This is a genomic window from Halomonas sp. MMH1-48 (assembly GCF_022348105.1).
Classification (GTDB): domain Bacteria; phylum Pseudomonadota; class Gammaproteobacteria; order Pseudomonadales; family Halomonadaceae; genus Vreelandella; species Vreelandella piezotolerans.
On the sequence record NZ_JAKRFL010000001.1, the window covers coordinates 15756 to 35999 of the forward strand.

At 56.2% G+C, this 20244-nt stretch carries 19 protein-coding genes; 8 read left to right on the forward strand and 11 right to left on the reverse strand.

The features are described 5' to 3' along the window. Genes tusC through MHM37_RS00090 form a run of 3 tightly spaced genes read left to right on the forward strand, consistent with a single transcriptional unit; the run spans window position 1 to window position 1023 of the window. Entirely contained in the window at window positions 1-366 is a 366-nt protein-coding gene (tusC, locus tag MHM37_RS00080) for a sulfurtransferase complex subunit TusC (protein WP_239295756.1), read from the forward strand. Next, a complete protein-coding gene (gene tusB / locus MHM37_RS00085; RefSeq protein ID WP_239295755.1) occupies window positions 367-669 on the forward strand; it encodes a sulfurtransferase complex subunit TusB in 303 nt (100 codons plus the stop codon). A 3-nt stretch (window positions 670-672) separates the two neighbouring features. Further along, window positions 673-1023, forward strand: a complete 351-nt coding sequence (locus MHM37_RS00090) for a TusE/DsrC/DsvC family sulfur relay protein (protein ID WP_239295754.1) — start codon at window positions 673-675, stop codon at window positions 1021-1023. A gap of 14 nt (window positions 1024-1037) precedes the next feature. On the opposite strand, the gene MHM37_RS00095 is transcribed toward MHM37_RS00090, so the two are convergent. Both MHM37_RS00095 and MHM37_RS00100 read right to left on the reverse strand, forming a co-directional pair. Then, window positions 1038-1670, reverse strand: a complete 633-nt coding sequence (locus MHM37_RS00095) for an XRE family transcriptional regulator (RefSeq protein WP_139527634.1) — start codon at window positions 1668-1670, stop codon at window positions 1038-1040. Window positions 1671-1739: 69 nt separating this feature from the next. Next, complete coding sequence (locus MHM37_RS00100) at window positions 1740-2681, reverse strand: histone deacetylase family protein (protein ID WP_239295753.1); 942 nt, start codon at window positions 2679-2681, stop codon at window positions 1740-1742. Window positions 2682-2787: 106 nt separating this feature from the next. Between MHM37_RS00100 and MHM37_RS00105 the strand changes: the two genes are divergently transcribed. Next, entirely contained in the window at window positions 2788-5535 is a 2748-nt protein-coding gene (locus tag MHM37_RS00105) for a bifunctional acetate--CoA ligase family protein/GNAT family N-acetyltransferase (RefSeq protein ID WP_139527631.1), read from the forward strand. Between the two features lie 69 nt (window positions 5536-5604). On the opposite strand, the gene pdxH is transcribed toward MHM37_RS00105, so the two are convergent. Continuing rightward, window positions 5605-6249 (reverse strand): pyridoxamine 5'-phosphate oxidase, encoded by a 645-nt coding sequence (pdxH, locus tag MHM37_RS00110; RefSeq protein ID WP_139527629.1) that lies wholly within the window; start codon window positions 6247-6249, stop codon window positions 5605-5607. A 184-nt stretch (window positions 6250-6433) separates the two neighbouring features. On the opposite strand from pdxH, the gene MHM37_RS00115 reads away from it, so the two are divergent. Then, window positions 6434-7120, forward strand: a complete 687-nt coding sequence (locus tag MHM37_RS00115; RefSeq protein WP_239295752.1) for a cytochrome b/b6 domain-containing protein — start codon at window positions 6434-6436, stop codon at window positions 7118-7120. A gap of 6 nt (window positions 7121-7126) precedes the next feature. Here the strand turns inward: MHM37_RS00115 and MHM37_RS00120 are convergent, their stop codons facing one another. Genes MHM37_RS00120 through MHM37_RS00130 form a run of 3 tightly spaced genes read right to left on the reverse strand, consistent with a single transcriptional unit; the run spans window position 7127 to window position 8675 of the window. Next, on the reverse strand, window positions 7127-7522 hold the full coding sequence (locus tag MHM37_RS00120; RefSeq protein ID WP_219863723.1) for a DUF2069 domain-containing protein: 396 nt from the start codon (window positions 7520-7522) through the stop codon (window positions 7127-7129). Continuing rightward, window positions 7519-8148 (reverse strand): NAD(P)H:quinone oxidoreductase, encoded by a 630-nt coding sequence (gene wrbA / locus MHM37_RS00125; protein WP_239295751.1) that lies wholly within the window; start codon window positions 8146-8148, stop codon window positions 7519-7521. Before wrbA ends, MHM37_RS00120 begins: the two co-directional genes overlap by 4 nt. Window positions 8149-8156: 8 nt before the next feature. Further along, window positions 8157-8675, reverse strand: a complete 519-nt coding sequence (locus MHM37_RS00130) for a gamma-glutamylcyclotransferase family protein (RefSeq protein WP_153843326.1) — start codon at window positions 8673-8675, stop codon at window positions 8157-8159. Between the two features lie 134 nt (window positions 8676-8809). On the opposite strand from MHM37_RS00130, the gene smrA reads away from it, so the two are divergent. Then, complete coding sequence (gene smrA, locus MHM37_RS00135) at window positions 8810-9400, forward strand: DNA endonuclease SmrA (RefSeq protein ID WP_139527620.1); 591 nt, start codon at window positions 8810-8812, stop codon at window positions 9398-9400. 55 nt (window positions 9401-9455) lie between these two features. Here the strand turns inward: smrA and MHM37_RS00140 are convergent, their stop codons facing one another. The 4 genes from MHM37_RS00140 to metH form a co-directional block, all read right to left on the reverse strand. After that, window positions 9456-9998 carry a DUF934 domain-containing protein gene (locus MHM37_RS00140; RefSeq protein ID WP_153843327.1) on the reverse strand — a complete coding sequence of 181 codons (543 nt, stop codon included), beginning with the start codon at window positions 9996-9998 and terminating at the stop codon, window positions 9456-9458. After that, window positions 9985-11643: a nitrite/sulfite reductase gene (locus MHM37_RS00145; protein WP_139527616.1), complete on the reverse strand. Its 1659-nt coding sequence runs from the start codon at window positions 11641-11643 to the stop codon at window positions 9985-9987. Before MHM37_RS00145 ends, MHM37_RS00140 begins: the two co-directional genes overlap by 14 nt. Window positions 11644-11763: 120 nt before the next feature. Next, the gene (locus MHM37_RS00150; protein WP_153843329.1) at window positions 11764-13098 is read right to left on the reverse strand and encodes an MATE family efflux transporter; all 1335 of its coding nucleotides are present in this window, start codon (window positions 13096-13098) and stop codon (window positions 11764-11766) included. Window positions 13099-13109: 11 nt separating this feature from the next. Continuing rightward, a complete protein-coding gene (metH, locus tag MHM37_RS00155; protein ID WP_153843330.1) occupies window positions 13110-16805 on the reverse strand; it encodes a methionine synthase in 3696 nt (1231 codons plus the stop codon). A 268-nt stretch (window positions 16806-17073) separates the two neighbouring features. Between metH and nfuA the strand changes: the two genes are divergently transcribed. Next, the gene (gene nfuA, locus MHM37_RS00160; RefSeq protein ID WP_139527610.1) at window positions 17074-17679 is read left to right on the forward strand and encodes a Fe-S biogenesis protein NfuA; all 606 of its coding nucleotides are present in this window, start codon (window positions 17074-17076) and stop codon (window positions 17677-17679) included. 98 nt (window positions 17680-17777) lie between these two features. On the opposite strand, the gene MHM37_RS00165 is transcribed toward nfuA, so the two are convergent. Further along, complete coding sequence (locus MHM37_RS00165) at window positions 17778-18821, reverse strand: DNA-binding protein (RefSeq protein ID WP_153843331.1); 1044 nt, start codon at window positions 18819-18821, stop codon at window positions 17778-17780. A 208-nt stretch (window positions 18822-19029) separates the two neighbouring features. Here MHM37_RS00165 and MHM37_RS00170 point away from each other — a divergent pair, with 208 nt between their 5' ends. Beyond that, window positions 19030-20241 carry a site-specific integrase gene (locus MHM37_RS00170; RefSeq protein ID WP_231125610.1) on the forward strand — a complete coding sequence of 404 codons (1212 nt, stop codon included), beginning with the start codon at window positions 19030-19032 and terminating at the stop codon, window positions 20239-20241. Window positions 20242-20244 lie beyond the last annotated feature (3 nt).

Here is a 20244-nt window from a genome sequence, read left to right on the forward strand (position 1 = left end):
ATGAGTCATGAAAACGAGCGGCTGGTGATCATTCGTCATGCGCCGTATAGCTCCAATGCCCTGCGAGAGGGGCTGGACGTGGCTTTGGTAGCGGCCGCGTTTGGCCAAACGGTCAGGCTACTGTTTCTTGGGCAGGGCGTACTGGCCCTGCTAAAAGAGCAAAAAACGGGTGCGCCAGGGCAGAAAGCGACGCTACCGACCATCGATATGCTGGAGATGTACGACATCGATCAACTGTTAGTGCCACAAAGCGCGCTGGATGCGCTGCACTTGCAAGTCGACCAGCTAGTAGAGGGGGCGACTGTAGTGGCCGACGCGGGGTTGCCCGAGTTGTTACATCGCCACTCTCAAGTGATGAATTTTTGAATGGGCAGCGCCATGTTACATATTTTGAACAAGCCCACGCATAGCGAGCCCGCAGAACAGATGCTCCTCACCGTTGCCGAGGGCGATAGTATTTTGCTCATCGAAGATGCCGTTCAAGCGTTACTGCACGTTAATTGGCGGGGCTGGCACCTGGAAAATGATATCCACGTGTTCATATTGGAGGAAGACGCAATATCTCGGGGTTTATATCCAGCTTCCCCCGTTCCTCAAGATCGATGGCTGGATATGAGAGGGTTTGTTGCGTTGACCGAGCAGCATACGAAGATTTTATCGTGGTACTGACTAATGAACGATACAAGTTTATACCGTTATCTTAATGCAAACAAAAAAGTTCAAATTGATCCTGAGGGCTATTTAGTTAAGCAAAGCGACTGGGACGATGGTGTTGCCGCGTTATTAGCTGCGGATGAAGGGCTAGCACTGACGGAGGAGCATTGGGAGCTCATTCGTGTGGTTCGGGATTTTTATACGCGCTACGAAATGGCGCCGGCGATGCGCCCATTGGTCAAAGCCACCAAGCAAGCCCTAGGCGAGGAAAAAGGGCGCTCGGTCTATTTGATGCGTTTATTCCCCGGCAGCCCGCCAAAACGTTTGGCTCGTATTGCCGGGTTACCTAAGCCAACGAACTGTCTATAGCCGACTGAACAGGGTTATACCAGATCGCCGCGGGTGCATACTGATAGCACGACCGCATCTTCTTGGCTGGTAGAGACTAGGGCGTGGCCCATGTCACTGTCGAAGTAGATGCTGTCCCCCTCCGCTAGCACTAACGGTGCATAGAATTCCGTATAAAGCATGATGTCGCCGTGCAGTACCATCAAAAACTCTTCGCCATCGTGCCGTACCCACTGATGATATTCGTCAAAGCTGCGTGCTCGAACGATCGTTTTAAATGGGATCATGCGCTTTTGCGCGAGCTGATGGCCCAGCAGTTCATGCTCGTAGGTTGGGGTAGGGTGCAGTTGGCCTTTTCCTTTACGCGTCAGATCGCGACGTCCCATGGTGTAGCGCTCGCGCTTGGGAGGCGTAAAAAGCTGCGGTAGATCGATATCGAGACCGCTCATTAGCTTCTGTACTACGCTGAACGTTGGCGAGACTTGGTCGTTCTCGATTTTAGAAAGCGTAGAACGAGCAATACCTGTGCGCTGGCTCACGTCCTCCAGCGTCCATTGATTAGCTAGTCGAATCTGTTTGAGCCGTTCGCCCAACCGTAGTGGTTCGACGAACGGCTTTCGCCCTGACGCGATGCGCAGCGCTGCGTGCTCTTCAGAAGTGGCGGTCATAACGGTCACGTGAGGTAGAGTGCAACATGAACGCCGCATGGTACCACAGCTCTTGCGCTCAGGGCGCCACTAGGGAGCATCGGTGAAGGGGAGTCCCAAAAGCGCTTTGATATGCGCCTCGGCGCTGCTGGCAAGGGAGGTTGGGTTGTAACCTCCCTCTAGTACGGACACGACGCGATTGTCGGCATAAAGCGCCGCAATTTCCATGGCCAGGTGCGTTACCCAATAGAAGTCTTCATCTTCTAAGCAAATATCGCCCATTGGGTCCTCTTTATGAGCATCGAACCCTGCCGATAACATTACCAGGTCGGGTTTGAAGGCATGCAGTGCGGGGAGCCAATGACGTTCGATGACCCGTCGATACTCTTCACTGCCGGTACCGACTTCCAGCGGGGTATTCACCACGTTTTGCCATTCGCTGCGCAAGTAACGCCAAGGATAAAACGGGTATTGAAAGCTGGTGCAAATGAGCACGTCTGGATCGTTCTTAAAAATGTCGATGGTGCCGTTGCACTGGTGAACATCGAAATCGAGAATGGCGATCCGTCTAGCACCATAGGTTGCTTTTGCATGAGCGGCCCCGACGGCAATGTTGTTGTAAAAGCAGAAGCCCATGGCATCGGCTGCTTCGGCATGGTGGCCGGGGGGGCGCACGGCGCAAAAGACGTTATCCGCTTGCCGTTTGAACACCTGATCCACGCCCCGAATGACGGCACCTGCGGCTACACGCGCTGCTTTCAAGCTATCCGGGTTCATCATGGTGTCGCTATCCAGCGTCACGATTCCTTCGCTAGGCAGGCATTTCTCCAAGGCATGAAGGTGGCGCAAAGGATGAACTCTGGTCAACGCCTCGTCACTCGCCTCTTTGGCATCGCCCTGCATGGTTTGCTGTAACAGTCCAGAAAGTGACAGGCGCGCCCGAATCGCCTCTAGCCGCAAGGGGCTTTCAGGGTGCTCTGGCCCCATATGATGCAATACGCAGTCGGGGTGGGTAAGGTAGGCAGTGATCATTCGAGCGCTCCGGTAACGTTAGCATCACCTTAATCGCCTCGAGGGCTTGCGCGACAGTGTCAATAAGTCGTACACATTAGTCATTCATGTCAGAGGGAGACGCATAGTGAGCACACGCTTTCTGCATCATTTTTTCGAACCTCGCTCGGTGGCGGTGTTCGGTGCCTCTGAAAAGCCAGAATCTTTGGGTGGTTTGGTGTTGGGCAACCTGCAAGATGGCCAATTCAGAGGCAAGCTCTGGGCCGTTAACCTGAAAGGTTATGAAAAGGTGTTTGGCGTAGATTGCGTACGTACAGTGGAGGAACTGCCCGACATTCCTGATCTCGCCGTCGTGTGTTCGCCCATTGAGGGCGTTCCCAGACTGATTAAAAAGTTGGGTAAGTACGGTGTGAAGGCGGCTTTGGTGCTTTCCGGGGGTGCGTACCTAGACCGTGAGGAGGGCAGCAAGGGGTCGATACGCCAGCGCATGCTGCAGGCTGCCCGTGAATCCGGCATCCGCGTTCTAGGCCCGGAGTGTATGGGGCTAATCGTACCGGGAAAAAAACTCAATGCTTCGTATGCCAGCCAGCCGATCAAGGCGGGGCGCGTGGCATATCTAGGCCAATCAGGAATGCTGGCCAATGCGATGATCGACTGGGCAGCGGGCCGAGATGTGGGCTTCTCTCACCTCATTACCGTTGGCGATAGTGTCGATGTGTTATTGCCGGATCTCATCGACTACGTCAATCAGTATTCGCCTGCGCAAGCGATTCTTCTCCATCTCGAGCGGGTGACGGATGCCCAGCACTTTATGACGTCTGTCCGGGATGCCTCACGCAACCGACTCGTGGTAGCGATCAAAAGTGGTCGCACCGCTCAGTCGGACATATCTGGTATGCCGCCCACGCCGGGCATTGCCAATCGCGATGTCGTGTTCGATGCCGCCTTTGCACGTGCCGGCGTGGTGCGTGTCAACGATTCGGATGAAATGCTCGATGCCCTAGAAACGCTGTCACGTATGAAACCGCTACGCGGTGATCGCTTGGCAATCGTCTCCAATGGACTTGGGCCTGCCATGCTGGCCATCGATAAGTTAATTAGCGCGGGTGGCAAGCTGGCTGAATTCAGCCCCGAAACCCAAGCGGCGTTACATAAAAGTCAAGTCGATATGAGCAAGCCTGGCGAAAACCCGGTGGACTTGGGCGGAAACGCGACTCCGGAGCGGTTTGTTGAGGCGCTGCAAATCGTCACCGCTGACCCGAACGTCGATGCCGTCCTGGTCGTTCATGCACCTACACGTTTAGCGCCTTCCCAGGTCACGGCTCAAGCGCTCATCGATCACCGTCGCTCTTTCAAACGTAATTTACTCACGAGTTGGATGGGTTTGAAAGAGGCGCTCAATGCGCGACATGTCTGCAACCTCGCGGGTATTCCTACCTATACGTCACCTGAAAAAGCGGTGAAGGCCTTTATGCATATGGTGGATTATCAGCGCGTTCAGGCGTTGCTGCATGAAATACCGCCCAGCCTGCCGTTTTCCACGAGCCCAGAGATTCGCGCCGAGTGTCGTGCGCTGATCAAGCAAGCAAAAGAACAGGGCCGCCAAACTCTCGCTCACTCTGAAACCGCCCAAGTATTGGAAGCTTATGGTATACCCACTGCCCCCAGCGCCTACGTGAACTCACCAGAAGAAGCCTTGGTGGTCGCCGAACGCTTTCCAGGACCAAAGGCGCTGAAAGTGGTTCACGAAGGAAACTGTCGGCCGTATCGCTACCGCAAGCATCCGCATAAGATTTCCGCTGGGTTACTGCAAGATTTAGAGACGCCCGAACAAGTCGCCGACGGGGTGAGGCAATTAGGCGATAAAGTGCAGGAGAAATTTCCCGAGCATGCCATTCGCGAATACTGTTTGCAGCCGATGCAGCGGGGCAAACATTCGATGCAGATTTGTGCAGGCATCACCCGGGACCCGGTATTTGGGCCGCTGATCGTGTTTGGTATCGGGGGCTATAAGGTCAACGTGTTGGCTGACCGGCAGGTGGCGTTGCCCCCGCTCAATATGAGCCTCGCCTCCGACGTCGTGGGGCGCACCCATGCGGCCTCTTTGATCCGCGAGCACTCCGCCGACCCCGAGCGGGATATCCAGCATCTATGTCAGTTGCTAGTCAAACTTTCCCAAATGGCGTCGGATTTGACCGATTTACGTGGCCTGGAGCTCAATCCATTGCTGTTGAACCGCGACGGTATGTTGGCAGTGGATTTTGCCATGGATCTGGGGCACCCCGCGCGTTTTGCGATCATGCCGTACCCGGAAGAGCTTCGTCAGTGGGTGACGTTGAAAAATGGCTGGCAGGTAGAAGTGCGACCCATCCGCGCAGAGGATGCACCACTGATCACCACCTTTCACCGGCAGCTATCAGAGGAGAGCATCCGTTTCCGCTACTTCCATAACAAGTCGAACCTTACCCAGCGCGACTTGTCGATTTTGTCGCATATCAACTATGACCGTCAGATGGCATTCATCGCCGAGCATCAGCACGATGATGGCAGTAAGGAGATGTTGGGGGTGGTTCGGGTATGGAACGACCCTGACAATATCCGCACCGAGTTCTCCGTGATCATTCGGGATGATCTTCAGGGACTGGGCATTGGCAGTCTACTGATGAAGAAAATGATCGACTACTGCACCAGTATAGGCACGCTCGAAATGATCGGTAAGATCATGGTGGATAATCACCCCATGCGAGCGTTGATGAAACATCTTGGTTTTCGTTGCCGTTACAATATGGAAGAGCAGGTGATCGATGCCGTACTGCGACTGAATGAACCCGACAGCGAGTGGCAGCGCCATCGTTTGGAGAGTCAACCGGATTGACCCTTCCAATGAACGGTCTGTGGCTTGTCACCCGCAGACCGTTTGAGTGTTACGTCTTGCGCCTGGGCATCAGGGCGCTAAACGGAAGCGGCTCCACTCACCGCCGTCGCGCCGTTCGTAGCGCAGTCGGTCGTGCAAGCGGCTGGGCTGCCCCTGCCAAAACTCGATCATTTCCGGGTTTACCCGATAGCCTCCCCAGTGAATAGGGCGAGGAATATCTTGGCCTTCATAAGCTTGTTCGAAGCGCTTTTGACGCTCTTCGATCCAGTTCCTGTCAGGAATCACCACGCTTTGGGTGGCAATCCAAGCACCGAGCTGACTACCGCGTGGGCGACTGGCAAAGTATTCATCCGACTCTTCGGCGGAAACTTGCTCCACCGGGCCCTCTATCCGCACTTGACGTGATAGAGACGGCCACCAAAAGGTGAGAGCGGCATAGGGCACATTGCTCAGCTCGCTACCTTTATGGCTATGATAGTTGGTGAAAAACACCATGCCTCGCTCGTCGAACCCTTTCAGCAGCACAACGCGTGCATGGGGACGACCCTGACTGTCGACCGTAGAGAGCGTCATGGCATTGCCATCTTTACCTTCGCTGTCAAGGGCCAGACTGAACCACTCATCGAACGTCACGAATGGGTCGTCGGAGGTGTGCGTTTCGTCCAAACGCCCGCCCTCGTAGTCACGCCTGACGTCGGCAATGTTACGTGTCATCGGTGGAGCTCCCCTGAGGTGATAAATTACATTGAGGTCATGTTCGCTGGTCTAACGCTAAAGCTCAAGTGTTGTTCGTTCAGGATGGCCCAGTGACACAGCGTTGGAGCGCTCGCGGAATCCTTCTATGAGAATATTGCCATAAATGCGAAAATATACCCGTACGAAGATTGAGGATAGCGCGATGCAGAGCCGCACTACACGCATAGCCGTATGGGATGCGTTCATTCGCTTGTTTCATTGGTCCCTGGTGGCAGCGGTGATTATTTCTTTCTACACCACTAAAACAATGGGTCAGCCCTTTCTATTTCCGCTGGAAGTACATGCTCAGGCGGGCTATTTGATCATTGGGTTACTCGTTTTTCGCTTGATCTGGGGCTGGGTGGGCACCCCTTATGCTCGCTTTAGTACGTTCGTATATGGCCCTAGGACTACCGCACGCTATACCAAAGCGCTAATGGCACGGCGCGCATCTCCCTACGCCAGCCATAATCCGCTCGGCGGGTGGATGGTCGTGCTGTTGCTAGTGTCGCTTGGATTTCAAGCGTTAAGTGGGCTGTTCTTGAGCGATGATATTTTCTTTCAGGCACCGCTTTACGGAGTGTTAGGCGCTAACATGGGCGATCTGCTCGCTCAGTTACACTCACTCAATAGCGATCTACTGTTAGTGTTGATTGGTTTGCATGTCGCAGGGCTACTTTGGCACACGCTACAAGGCGAGCGGCTCATTCCCGCCATGTTGACGGGAGTGAAAAGATTTCATAGCCCGCCCGTCGACGCAAAACCCGTCTCGTCGCGCAGGCAAACTTGCTACGCCGTTGGGGCGCTGCTGATCGCAGCAGGCGTCAGTGGCTGGCTATGGTTTTATTGATATCGTTTAACCGTTAAGACGGAGTTGTCGGCTTCGAAAGCGCGCGTAGCCCATGCAGCCCGTAAAGAGCGCCAGCGATACAAGCGCTTCTAATACGCCTCTCATTCCCTGTTCTGGCAAGGTCGCCAACATCACACCCTGGGTGAAGTAGAGCAAGCTGACGAAGGCAAGCCAAGCGTGCCCACGGGCACGTTGACCAATGATCGATGGCAAGAACAGCACCAAAGGCAAAATGAACGCCACCACGGGTCGCCAATTGAACGTTTCGCCCTGTACGAAGAAGCCACGATAAATCACCAGCAGAAGCAGCACGCCAAAACTGACGAGCACTAACAGTCGTGCTTGTCGCGTCAACGTGTCGAGTCCGTGTTTCTCTTCCAGCGTCTCTAACCACTGTCTCATGATGACGACGTCTCCTGGCGCATTTTATGTAAGGCTAACGCGAGTTTGGCGAGCCGTCTTCCTTGTGCTTGGCACAACGCTCGTTCGTGCTCGTCAACCGGTCGGTCACTGCGTGTGCCAGCCACATGGCTGGCCCCGTAAGGCGTGCCGCCATGCTGAGTGCTCAGTAATTCCGTCTCGCTATAGGGGATGCCCGCATAGACCATACCGTGATGCAAAAGTGGCACCAGCATGGTCAGCAACGTGCTTTCTTGGCCGCCATGCAAGCTAGACGTCGAGGTAAACGCACAGGCGGGCTTGTCGATTAGCGCGCCGTTCATCCAAAGACTGCTAGTGGTGTCGAGAAAAAACTTGAGTGGCGCGGCCATATTGCCAAAGCGCGTAGGGCTACCCAACGCTAGTGCGCTGCAGTGGCGTAAATCGTCCAGGTCGGCGTAGACTGCCCCTTCAGCGGGAATCTCGGGGTCGACGGCTTCACAGGTGGGGGAAACCGAAGGTACCGTGCGCAGTCGCGCTTCTATACCGGGAATGCTCTCGACGCCCGCTGCTAGTTGGCGGGCCATGTCTGCCGTAGCTCCTGAACGGGAGTAATACAGAATCAAGACAAAGGGCTTGGCTTCACTCATGACGTATCCTAATTGGTGGGCAGAGCGACCAGGCGTTGAGCGGTCACTGGCAACGCCTCATATGGTAACAGAGCTATCCCATAGGCAGGAGCGCTATCCATCAGGCTGACTTCCGGAAGCCGAACATAAACCCATGCTGTGGTGCCATCGGCCAGTGTCTGCTCTATGCGCTCATAGCGAATGCCGAGCCGTTCATAACGATCGAGGCGCTCGAGCGCGCGTGGTGACACGGTCAACAATAGACCATCGACATGGCTATGATCACTCGGCGAGAGATCCAATCCATGACGCTCGAACCCTTCCAGGCGTGCCGGCTCTGGCGAGCCTGAGTCTCCCATGACAATCCAACGAACCGGCCAATAACGTAGCGTGCCGTAAACGAATACTTGGTGGGTGCGCTGTTCGATCGTGGGCAGCTCATCAGGCCGTTCATAGAACCATGGGCTGAGCATGGTCAGCCAGAGCCAAGCGGTCACGCCTACCGCGCCAGCCAGCAACCCGACGCTTAATCGCTTTCCCCAGCTCATATCTCTTTCCTTGGTGATAGGTAGATGTATAGGGTGCAGAACGGCCTGTGATAAGACAAGTCTTAAGCAGTGTCGGTGATTTTGCTAAGATACATTACGCTGTCTAGGCCTAGACCCTATCGGAGGAGCCTGTTATGAGCCAGTCACTTCGTGATGAAATGGACTTCCGCGCGTTAGTGGGTGATGTGAAGCCACTGCCAAAGCGCAATCGTGCAGATACAGGTCCCCAACGTCAGCGGCCATCGGAAGCACAGTTGGCCAGACGCGAAAGCGCCGAAGAGCGTTTGGATGAGCGTAACTTTCTCTCGGACGATTTCGTCGATTTACTGCCACCTTTCGATCCTATCGAGTTTCGCCGTGAAGGTATTCAACAAGGGGTGGTCGACAAATTGAAGCATGGCGGATACAGCGTGCAAGCCCAGCTTCATCTGCTTCGCCGACCGCTAGCAGAGTGTCGACGCATGCTCTTTCCCTTTATTCAGGAGGCCTATGCCCACGACCTCCGCTCGGTAATGGTCGTTCATGGGCGAGGGCGGGAGGTGGACAGCCCGGCCAACGTGTTGCGCTCCTATATCGCCAAGTGGCTCGCTCAGTTCGATGAGGTGCAGGCTTACGTGTCGGCCCAGCCCTCTGAAGGCGGGCTCGGCGCTACCTGGATCATGCTACGCAAAAGCGACCGTGCTAAAGCCAATAATCGCGAGCGCCAGCAGAAACGGCGCGGCTAAACAAAAAACGCCGACAAAGGCATGCCCTTGTCGGCGTTAGCGATGCAGCTTGTCTTTAGTGGGTAGTGGCTAAACGCTTTTCGAAGAGCGCCTGGCGTACTTCTACGTCGGTCTGGTAACGGACGCTAAACGCATTGAGGGCGCGCAGAGCATCTTCTGGGTGCTGATCATCTCGTAATGCCATGGTCGAAAAACCGCAGCGACGCATGTAATCCAACTGATCGACCAGAACGTCACCTACCGCACGTATCTCTCCCGTAAACCCGTAACGTTCTCTGAGTAGGCGGGCAATGGTGTACCCACGCCCGTCGGTGAAAGCGGGGAAGTCGACGGCGACGGCGGGTGCTGCCTTTAGTTCACTAGCCAGCTCAGCGTTGAGCTCTGTGTCGCTCGCTAGCAGCGGTGCCAGTTCTGTATCAGCCTGGTTGTTCTGCCATAGCGCAAGGGGGACGAAGGCAGGGCGCTGCTCGGGCAGTGTTTGCGCATCGTAGGAGACGCACCAAGCATTTTCCGCGGCCAGTTCGCCGTTGTCGATCAAGTGATCGACGTGAACAGGGGTCTGTTCCATTGCCTCGGCTTGGGTATCATTGCTGGGCATAAACACGCTCCTTGAAGGGTTTTAGGCCAATACGGCGATACGTATCCAGAAAGCGCTCATCTTCGTGACGTTCCGCTACGTAAACTTCGAGCACCTTCTCGACCACGCCCGGCACGTCCTCACGGAAGAAAGAGGGGCCTAGAATTTTACCCAGTGAGGCGTCGTCCGTTGAATTACCGCCAATCGAGACTTGGTAATACTCTTCGCCTTTTTTATCCACGCCAAGAATGCCGATATGGCCAACGTGGTGGTGTCCGCAGGCATTCATGCAGCCTGAGATGTTGAGGTCCAGGGGCCCCAGGTCGTACAGGAAATCCAAATCTTCAAAGCGCTCTTGTAACGCCTGAGCAATGGGAATGGAGACCGCATTGGCAAGACTGCAGTAGTCGCCACCAGGACAGCAGATGATGTCGTTCAGCGTGCCTACAGTGGGGTTGGCCATTCCCAGGGCATCCAGTTCTTTCCAAAGCGCTTCGAGCTCGTCGACTGGCACGTCGGATAGCACCAAGTTCTGCTCGTGAGTTACCCGCACTTCGCCAAAGCTATAGCGGTCGGCGAGGTCGGCCACGGCGTCCATCTGGTCGGCAGTCACGTCACCTGGAGCATGCTCGCGGCGCTTCAACGACAGCGTGACCGCTTTATAACCCGGCACTTTGTGGTCGGTCACATTATTGGTGACGAAACGCGCAAAGCTGCGATTGTCACGACGCAGTTGGTCGAACGCTTCCACCGAGCTGTCGGCCACCGGGCGGCGCTCAGGCTCGGGGAAGTGCGCTTTGGCCGCGTCGACGGCGGCTTGATTCAGTGTCTGGGGGCCATCTTTCAAATGCGCCCACTCTTCGTCGACACGTCGGCGGAACTCTTCGATACCGAGTGCCTTCACCAATATTTTGATACGCGCCTTGAACTTGTTGTCACGGCGACCGAACTGGTTATAAACCCGCACGCACGCTTCGAGATAGGTCAGCAGGTGCTGCCAGGGCAGGTCCTCACGCACCACGTCGCCAATCATCGGCGTGCGGCCTAAACCGCCACCCGCCAATACTTTGACGCGAAGCTCGCCGTCAGCGTTGCGCCACAAGCGCAGGCCAATGTCATGAACCTGAATCGCTGCCCGATCTTGGGCGGCGCCGCTGACGGCAATTTTGAATTTGCGCGGCAGGTAAGCAAACTCGGGGTGCAGCGTCGACCACTGGCGGATCAGCTCGCACCAGGGGCGGGGGTCTTCGACTTCATCGTTGGCAATCCCCGCAAACTGGTCGCTGGTGGTATTGCGGATACAGTTACCGCTGGTTTGGATGGCGTGCATCTGCACTTTGGCCAGCTCGGCCAAGATATCCGGCACGTCTTCCAGTGCAGGCCAGTTGAGCTGCAGGTTTTGTCGCGTGGTGAAGTGGCCGTAGCCGCGGTCGTAGCGGCGAGTGATCTCGGCCAAAGCACGCAGCTGATGGCCCGCCAGCATACCGTAAGGTATAGCAATACGCAGCATCGGCGCATGCCTTTGAATGTACAGGCCGTTTTGCAGCCGCAGCGGGCGAAACTCTTCTTCTCCCAAACGACCGGCTTGGTAGCGCTCCATCTGATCGCGGAACTGCGCTACGCGCTCGTCAACCAGCGTTTGGTCGTGAATATCATAACGGTACATGTGGCACGATCCTGCTAAAAGCGAAATGGTCACGTCGAGACGGACGGTAATATACCGTCACTCTAACGCGGGCGTTATATTCTACAAAAGAATATATAATTATCTTTTTATCGTTAAATGCTATTTGAACTGCGAGTGAGTGTCATGGACTAACCAGCGGCGGCGCTGCCACACCCATAAAAAGCCAGTGGAGTTGAGCAGCCGGTAAAAGAGCTGTGTCAACCAGACCCCGACTAACCCGTAACCGAGCCAAATACCGACCCACCACGCCAGAGGTAAAAAGAGTAGCCACTGCATCCCTAGCGTGAGCAGCATGACGGTACGCTGAGCACCAGCGCCCATCAACGCCTGCGCTAGTACTAGCGCGGCGGCGTCGAACACGATCATCAGGCCAGTAATTTGCAGGGGCAGTCTCCCTAACTGAACCAACGCTTCATTGGTAAAGAAAATGCCTAGAATCGTGTCGGGTATCACCAGCATTGGTAACGCTAAAACAGTCAGCAGCATACCGGCAACGCTCAAGGCGTCAATGCCCCAGCGGTGTGCCGCCTGCCGATCGTCACGGCCCAGCGCCTCGCCGACAAGACTCATGGCCGCCACTCCAACGCCCACGCCTGGTAGAATCAGCAGAAGAGATAGATTCACTAAGACATGACCGACCGCAACGCTCGGCGTGCCGAGTTTACCCAGTAGCCAAAAGAGCACGACATAACCAGCGGCAAACCAAAGCTGCTGTAGCGAATGGGGAAACGCTAGCGTCAGCGTCGACAAAATGCTCTGCCAGGAGGGTATCGAAAGCGCGTTTGGCTGACACTGTCGCCACGTGATGACTCCCCAGATCCCCAGTCCCAAGAGCAGTGACAAGGTCGTACCGATGGCGGCTCCGTTCACCCCTAAGCCTGGCAGTCCAGCGACCCCATAAATGAGAGCCGCGCTCAGTGCAACGTTAGTTGTGTGGACGACGACGACGATACGAAGGTAGAGGTGCGTTTGCTGTCGCCCGTTCCAGTAGCCGCGCAGGCATAGCGTCAGCGCGATGGCGGTCAGTGCGACGATCCGCAAGCGAAAGTAGTCGACGGCAATGTGCGTGACCGCTTGCGAGGGAGCAATCCATCGGATTAGCTCCGACGCCTGCCACCAAGCGATGCAAGAGATGGGTAAACCGACAGCCACACCAATGACCAACCCGGACCCTAGGGGACGTGTAAGACAACTTTGATTGGCACCTACTGCCTGGGCGGTTTGCGACTGGACGCTGGAAGAGAGACCGAACACCAGCGCTGTCATCATGAACATGGCATAGCCGCCGAGTCCGACCCCTGCCAACGCCTCTTGTCCCAGATGACTCACTAGGGCAGCATCGATCAAGTTGAGCACGCTCTGAGAAAGCATGCCCAACATGATCGGAAGGGCCAAACGCATGACCTTACCTTGACGGCGCACTACCGGCGTCATGGATGAGTCGATCAACTAGGGTCGTAAGAGAGCACCGGCGAGAGCCAACGCTCCATTTCGGTCAGCGGCATCTGCTTGCGCTCGGCCAGCACCTCGACCTGATCTCGGGTGATTTTGCCGGTGGAGAAGTACTTCGACTGGGGGTGCGCAAAGTACCAGCCCGACACGGCGGCCGCTGGCCACATAGCAAAGTTTTCCGTGAGCGTTAGGCCAGTATTCTCCGTGGCGTTTAACAGGCGGAACAACGTCGCTTTTTCAGTATGGTCAGGGCACGCAGGATAGCCGGGGGCAGGGCGAATACCCTGATATTTCTCGGCAATCAGCGCATCGTTATCCAGCGCCTCTTCGGGCACGTAGCCCCAAAACTCTTTACGCACCCGCTCGTGCATGCGTTCGGCAAAGGCTTCGGCTAGCCGATCGGTCAGCGCCTGGACCATGATGGCGTTGTAATCGTCACCGGCGGCCTCGTAGGCTTTGGAGAGTTCATCCACGCCATGTCCGGTGGTCACCGCAAAGCCCCCAATCCAGTCGGGTTTGCCGCTCTCTTTCGGGGCGATGAAATCAGCCAGGCTGTAGCAGATACCGTCACGGCCCTTAGTGGTTTGCTGACGGATGTGGTGCAAACGCTCGATAACCTTGGTGCGACTCTCATCGGCGTAGACCTCGATCACGTCGTCATCCACGCTGTTGGCGGGCCATAAACCAATGACCCCGCGGGCATGCACGCGCTGTTCATCGATCAATTTGCGTAGCATCACTTGCGCATCGGCAAACAGGCTCTGGGCGGCTTCGCCCACCACTTCGTCATTGAGGATTTTTGGGTACTTCCCGGCAAGTTGCCAACTCATGAAGAAGGGCGTCCAGTCGATACGTTCGACCAGCTCTTCCAGGTCGTAATCGTCGAAGGTCATCAGACCCAGGGTATTCGGCTTGGCGGGCGTGTGATTTACCCAATCGGTGCGAAAGCGTCGTTTACGCGCCTGGGTATAGTCCAGGTCTGCCGCTTTGGGGCGGCGTTTGGCGTTGCGCTCGCGGACTTTCTCGTACTCTTCACGGATCTCGGCCACGTAGGCCGACTTCAAATTGGGGGCTAGCAGTCTGCCTGCCACGCCCACGGCGCGAGATGCGTCGGTGACATAAATCACGGGGTGCTCATACTGCGGTTCGATTTTCACCGCCGTGTGTGCTTTTGAGGTGGTGGCGCCGCCAATCAGCAGCGGCAGGTTCATACCGCGGCGCTGCATCTCTTTGGCAACGTGTACCATCTCGTCCAGCGACGGGGTAATCAAACCAGAGAGGCCGATGATATCGGCATCGTTGTCGATGGCGGCCTGGAGAATTTTCTCGGTCGGTACCATGACGCCCAGGTCGATGACTTCGTAGTTGTTACACTGCAGTACCACGCCGACGATGTTCTTGCCGATGTCGTGGACGTCACCCTTGACCGTGGCCATCACGATTTTGCCCTTGGCCTGAGTGTCCTCACTTTTTTCCGCTTCGATGAAGGGAATCAGATACGCCACCGCCTGCTTCATGACACGGGCGGACTTGACCACCTGGGGCAAAAACATCTTACCCGCCCCAAACAGGTCGCCGACCACGTTCATGCCATCCATCAACGGACCTTCGATCACCTCGATAGGACGTTCCGCCTGGGCTCGGGCTTCCTCGGTATCCTCTTCGATGTATGCGGTGACCCCTTTCACCAGCGCATGCTCGATACGCTTGTTGACCGGCCAACTGCGCCACTCGAGATCCTCTTTCTTGGCGGCGCCGCTGCCGTCGCCCTTGTACTGATCGGCGATCTCCAGCAATCGCTCGGTACCGTCGCTGCGGCGATTGAGCACGACGTCTTCGACGGCTTCACGCAGCTCGGTGGGCAGGTCGTCATAGACTGCGAGCTGCCCCGCGTTGACGATGCCCATGGTGAGGCCCGCACGAATGGCGTGGTAGAGAAAGACCGAGTGAATCGCCTCCCGCACGGGGTTGTTGCCTCGAAACGAGAAAGACACGTTGGACACGCCCCCAGAGACCATGGCGTGGGGTAGGTGTTCACGAATCCATTGGGTGGCTTCGATGAAATCGACGGCGTAGTTGTTGTGCTCTTCAATACCCGTGGCGATGGCAAAGATGTTAGGGTCGAAAATGATGTCTTCTGGCGGGAAGCCAATCTCGTCGACGAGCAGCCGGTAGGCACGCTCGCAGATCTCGGTCTTGCGCGCAAACGTATCGGCCTGGCCCTCTTCGTCGAACGCCATGACGACAATGGCGGCGCCAAAACGACGGCACTTGGTGGCCTGTTCGCGGAAGGCGGCTTCCCCCTCCTTGAGCGAGATCGAGTTGACCACTGCCTTGCCCTGAACGCACTTCAGGCCCGCTTCGATGATGTCCCACTTTGAGGAGTCGATCATGATGGGCACGCGGGCGATGTCCGGCTCGCCTGCGATCAGGTTCAAAAAGCGCACCATGGCTTCTTGCGACTCCAACATCCCCTCATCCATGTTGATGTCGATGATCTGCGCGCCGTTTTCGACCTGCTCTAAAGCCACTTCCAGAGCCGTGGTGAAATCTTCCTCTACGATCAAGCGCTTGAAGCGAGCAGAGCCGGTGACGTTGGTGCGCTCGCCTACGTTGACGAACAGCGAGTCGGCTTCGATGTTGAACGGCTCGAGACCCGACAGCCGGCACGCTTTGCTGCGCTCAGGCACTTGACGGGGCGCCATAGAATGCACGGCTTCGGCAATGGCGCGGATATGGTCAGGCGTCGAGCCGCAGCAGCCGCCAATGATGTTGACCAAGCCGCTCTGGGCAAACTCACCAACGATCGCCGCCATCTCTTCTGGAGTTTGGTCGTACTCGCCAAACTCATTCGGCAAACCCGCGTTAGGGTGGGCAGAGACGAACGTATCGGCTTTGGTGGCGAGTTCTTCCAGATAGGGGCGCAGCTCCTCGGCCCCCAGGGCGCAGTTCAAGCCCACCGACAGCGGGTTAGCATGACGCACGGAATTCCAGAAGGCCTCTGTCGTTTGGCCGGACAGCGTGCGGCCCGAGGCATCGGTGATCGTGCCGGAGATCATCACCGGCAAACGACGATCGAGATCATCGAATAACTCCTCGAGGGCGTAAATGGCGGCTTTGGCGTTGAGCGTGTCGAAAATCGTTTCGATCATGATCAAATCGGCACCGCCTTCGATCAGAGCGCTGGCCGCTTCGTAATAGTTGTCACGCAACTCGTCGAAGGTGACGTTACGTTTGGCGGGGTCGTTGACGTCGGGCGAAAGCGATGCCGTGCGCGACGTTGGCCCCAGCACCCCGGCCACATAACGCGGGACATCGGTCTCCGCCGCCACGGCGTCGCACACCTCGCGCGCCAGGCGAGCCGACTCGCGGTTGAGTTCCGGCACCAGGTCTTCCATGCCGTAATCGGCTTGAGAGAGCCGAGTACTGTTGAACGTGTTCGTTTCCAGGATGTCTGCGCCCGCTTCCAGATAGTCGCGGTGGATACGGGCGACCACATCGGGGCAGGTCAACGCAAGTAGATCGTTATTACCTTTCAGATCCGATGGCCAAGCGCGGAAGCGTTCTCCGCGGAAATCCTCCTCGCTGAGTTGGGCATTCTGCAGCATGGTGCCCATACCGCCATCCAGAATGAGAATGCGTTGGGAAAGGCGATGGGTGAGGGAAGCAGTCAAATCACTAGCAGCCATGGCAGGGGACATTCTCCAGCGTCGCAGTCGGAAAGGATGTTTTTTATAGTCGTCGATAGGTGAGCGGGGCTTATCATACCAAAGGGCACCCTGTAGGGCAGCAAACGTGGGCGTGAAGTTATTGCAGTCTCTCTATTAAGCTTTCTCATGCACACCGCAATAGCCGACTAAAATACTCGGGATTGTGTCGGCAGGCGGTTTTGCTTACCATAGTGGCAAATGACATGTGATGTGGCGTTGCCACTACCACGGGAGGACAGTGTCCCATATGACCACGACTATCGAAGCGCCTGGTATCGACATTACCGACAGCGCACAAACATATCTCGCCGAACTGCTCGAAAAACAGAACGTCGAGGGAATAGCCGTCCGCATTTTCATCACTCAACCCGGCACTCCCTACGCAGAAACTTGCTTGGCGTACTGCCGTCCTGGTGAAGAAGAGCCCACTGACGTCAAACTCGAGCTCGAGAAAATCAACGTTTTTCTCGACAAAAACAGCCTTGCCTTTTTGGAAGAAGCGGTGGTCGATTTCAACGCCGACCGCATGGGTGGTCAACTGACCATCAAGGCCCCCAATGCCAAAATGCCCAAGGTCAATGCCGACAGTCCGCTCGAAGATCGCATCAATTACACGCTCTACAGCGAAATCAATCCTGGACTGGCGGCTCATGGCGGTGAAATCAAACTCGTCGAACTGACCGACGACAAAGTGGCCATCTTGGCCTTTGGCGGGGGGTGCCAAGGGTGTGCCGCGGTGGATCTTACGCTCAAGGACGGTGTCGAGAAGACCCTGATGGAGCGTATTCCCGAACTGGCAGGTATCCGTGACGTGACCGATCACACCGATACCACGAACGCCTACTACCGCTGAGCGTACCCGGCAGATGCCAAAAAGAGCGTGGTCGCATGAGCTAGGTTTACTAACCTGCCAGCGCTAAACGTTGCTCTTGATAGCGAATAGCCATCCCGCTATTGGGGTGGCTTTTTTGGTTGGGCCGGGTCACTGGCAGGCGGCGTGAGTGCTTCTGGTAGTGCCGCCAACTGAGCTTGCAAGGACGCCATACGCTGCCATAGCTGTTCTTGCCACTGATCGCTATCGCGTGCTTGCTGTTGCTGTGCCTCTAATGCCTGATTCGCCCTGTCCAGCGCTACCTGCAGTTCGCTGCGCTGCGTTTGTAGCTCGGCATTGTGGCGCTTGAGCTCTGCCAAGCGCTGCTGCTGAGAGGCGCTTTCCTGCTGATAGCGATGTAGTTCATCGGTCACCTGCCGAACCTCTTTGGATAGCGCTTCTGCTCGCTCTTCCCGCTGCTGTAGACGCTTTTGCAGCACTTTCTCTTCTTGTGCCCGCTCTTGACGCAGCGTGTCCAATAACGCCATCAATTTGCCTTCTGACGCCTCATTGCGCTGTTCCTCTTGGGCCAAGCGCTGCTCCCAGGCAGTTTGCTGCGCGGCCTGTTGCTCACTAAAACGCTGCTGATCCGCTTTGAGAGTTTGCTGGGCTTGCTCGAATTGCCCTCGATAGTGGCTAACTTCTTCAGCGGCTTTCTCTGCCTGCTGCTGCCAGTGACGTTCATGGGTCTGGCTTTCGCCCAGGTCACGCTGAAGCACCTCCAGGCGTAGTTCTATGTGGCGAAGGTGCTCGGCCAGGGCGCTCTCACGCTGTTCGGCATTGGCAGCCTGTTGACGTGCTTCGGCCGCTTCTTGCTGCGCGCCCTCCACCTGACGATTGGCCTCTTCTCGGTAGTGCACTAGGGCTTGGTAGGCCGACTCTTGCGCTTCCCGCCATAGCTCACTGGCTACATTGACGACGACTTCTGGTACCCCTTTGGGAGGCGGTACATCGCGATTTTGCTCACGCTCGGTGCGCCATTGCCGGAAGTGTTCGCTGATGGTGGTAAAACTGCCGGTTCCAAGCACTTCGCGGATACGCTGCACGCTGGGGGAGTCCCCTTGAGCAAGCAGCGTGTCGATTGCTTGCTGAACGTCACTGTACTGAACTCCGTTGCGCGCCATGGCGTCCTCCTCATGCGTTGAGTGGCGTTACTTGAGGGGCATTGTCCTGTCTTTGTGAGAAAAAAACAATTATTACGTAAAACATAAAACGTAATATTATTTATCTAATAATAATAAAATTCAAGATTACGCTCATTATCTTGAATTTATAACGCTGTAACGCCACACTGCTCACAGCGATATAGACCACGGCTAGCAAGGAGCCAGCATGCCCCCTTCAATGACTCGATTTAGCCTAGACGAACACGCACCCATTGGTGCGGAGACTGGCATCAGCGATAAGAGGGAGGGGAGTCACTGGCCAGCGAGCCAACGAGCGCTGTCTCCTCATCTGCGTTCACGAATCGAAGCGGACAACGACCACCAGGCCGTGCTGCTGTGGTTAACGGAGTATCGAGACAGCCCACAAACACTCAAAAGCTACCGGCGAGAAGCCGAACGACTGCTGCTTTGGCTAGCCAGCCAGGACAAAGGGCTGCCCGATATGAATCGTGAATTACTGCGCCAGTTCGAAGCTTTCCTAGAGAACCCGCAGCCCCGGGCAGTATGGGTGGGGCCTTCAAAACCCCGAGAGCATCCTGAGTGGCGGCCGTTTAGAAACGGTCTTTCTCCCACGAGTCGTCGGCAGACCTTGATCATTCTGCAGGGCTTGTTTACCTGGCTGGTGGAGGCCGGCTGGGTAGGGCACAACCCCTTTGCGCTGATGCGCGACAAAGCGCGGCGAATGAACAATCAGGGGCAGCGCATAGAGCGCTATCTGGAGCAGCCGCTATGGGCTTGGTTATGGCAGTGGCTGAACCAGCCGAGCCATAGCAACGACGCTCGGCTCGTTTATGAGGGCGCCCGAAGACGGTTTATCTTTAGCTTTGCCTACCTACTAGCGCCACGCGTTAGCGAGATGGCCAATGCTCAAATGAGTGACTTTCACGAAGTCGAAGGTCGCTGGTGGTGGCGCGTGATAGGGAAGGGCAGTAAGCAAGCCCGCATACCCGTGCCCGTAGACATGCTCGAGAGCCTGCAAGCCTGGCGAGAAGCGCTAGGTCTCGTATCGTTGCCAAGCTATCACGAGCCAACTCCGGTGATTCGCGCACTGGATAAACGCAGAGGTATAAGCGACAACCAGCTTTACCGATTGATCAAAGAGACGTTGGCCAACGCTGCTGACGCACTCGAAGAGAAGGGCGGCAAGCCTGCTTATGTCGAGGCGCTCCGGCGAGCAACGCCTCACTGGCTGCGGCATACGGCGATTACCCACCAAGCGCAATCAGGCGTAAGCTTACGCTACTTGGCGGAAAGCGCCCGCCACGCAAAGCTGGATACCACCCGACGCTATTTGCACACCGAAGCCGACGAGTGGCATCACGAGCAGCAGCGACACCGCTTGAAAACGCCCCCAAAAGAATGGGCTGAACCGTTATAATAG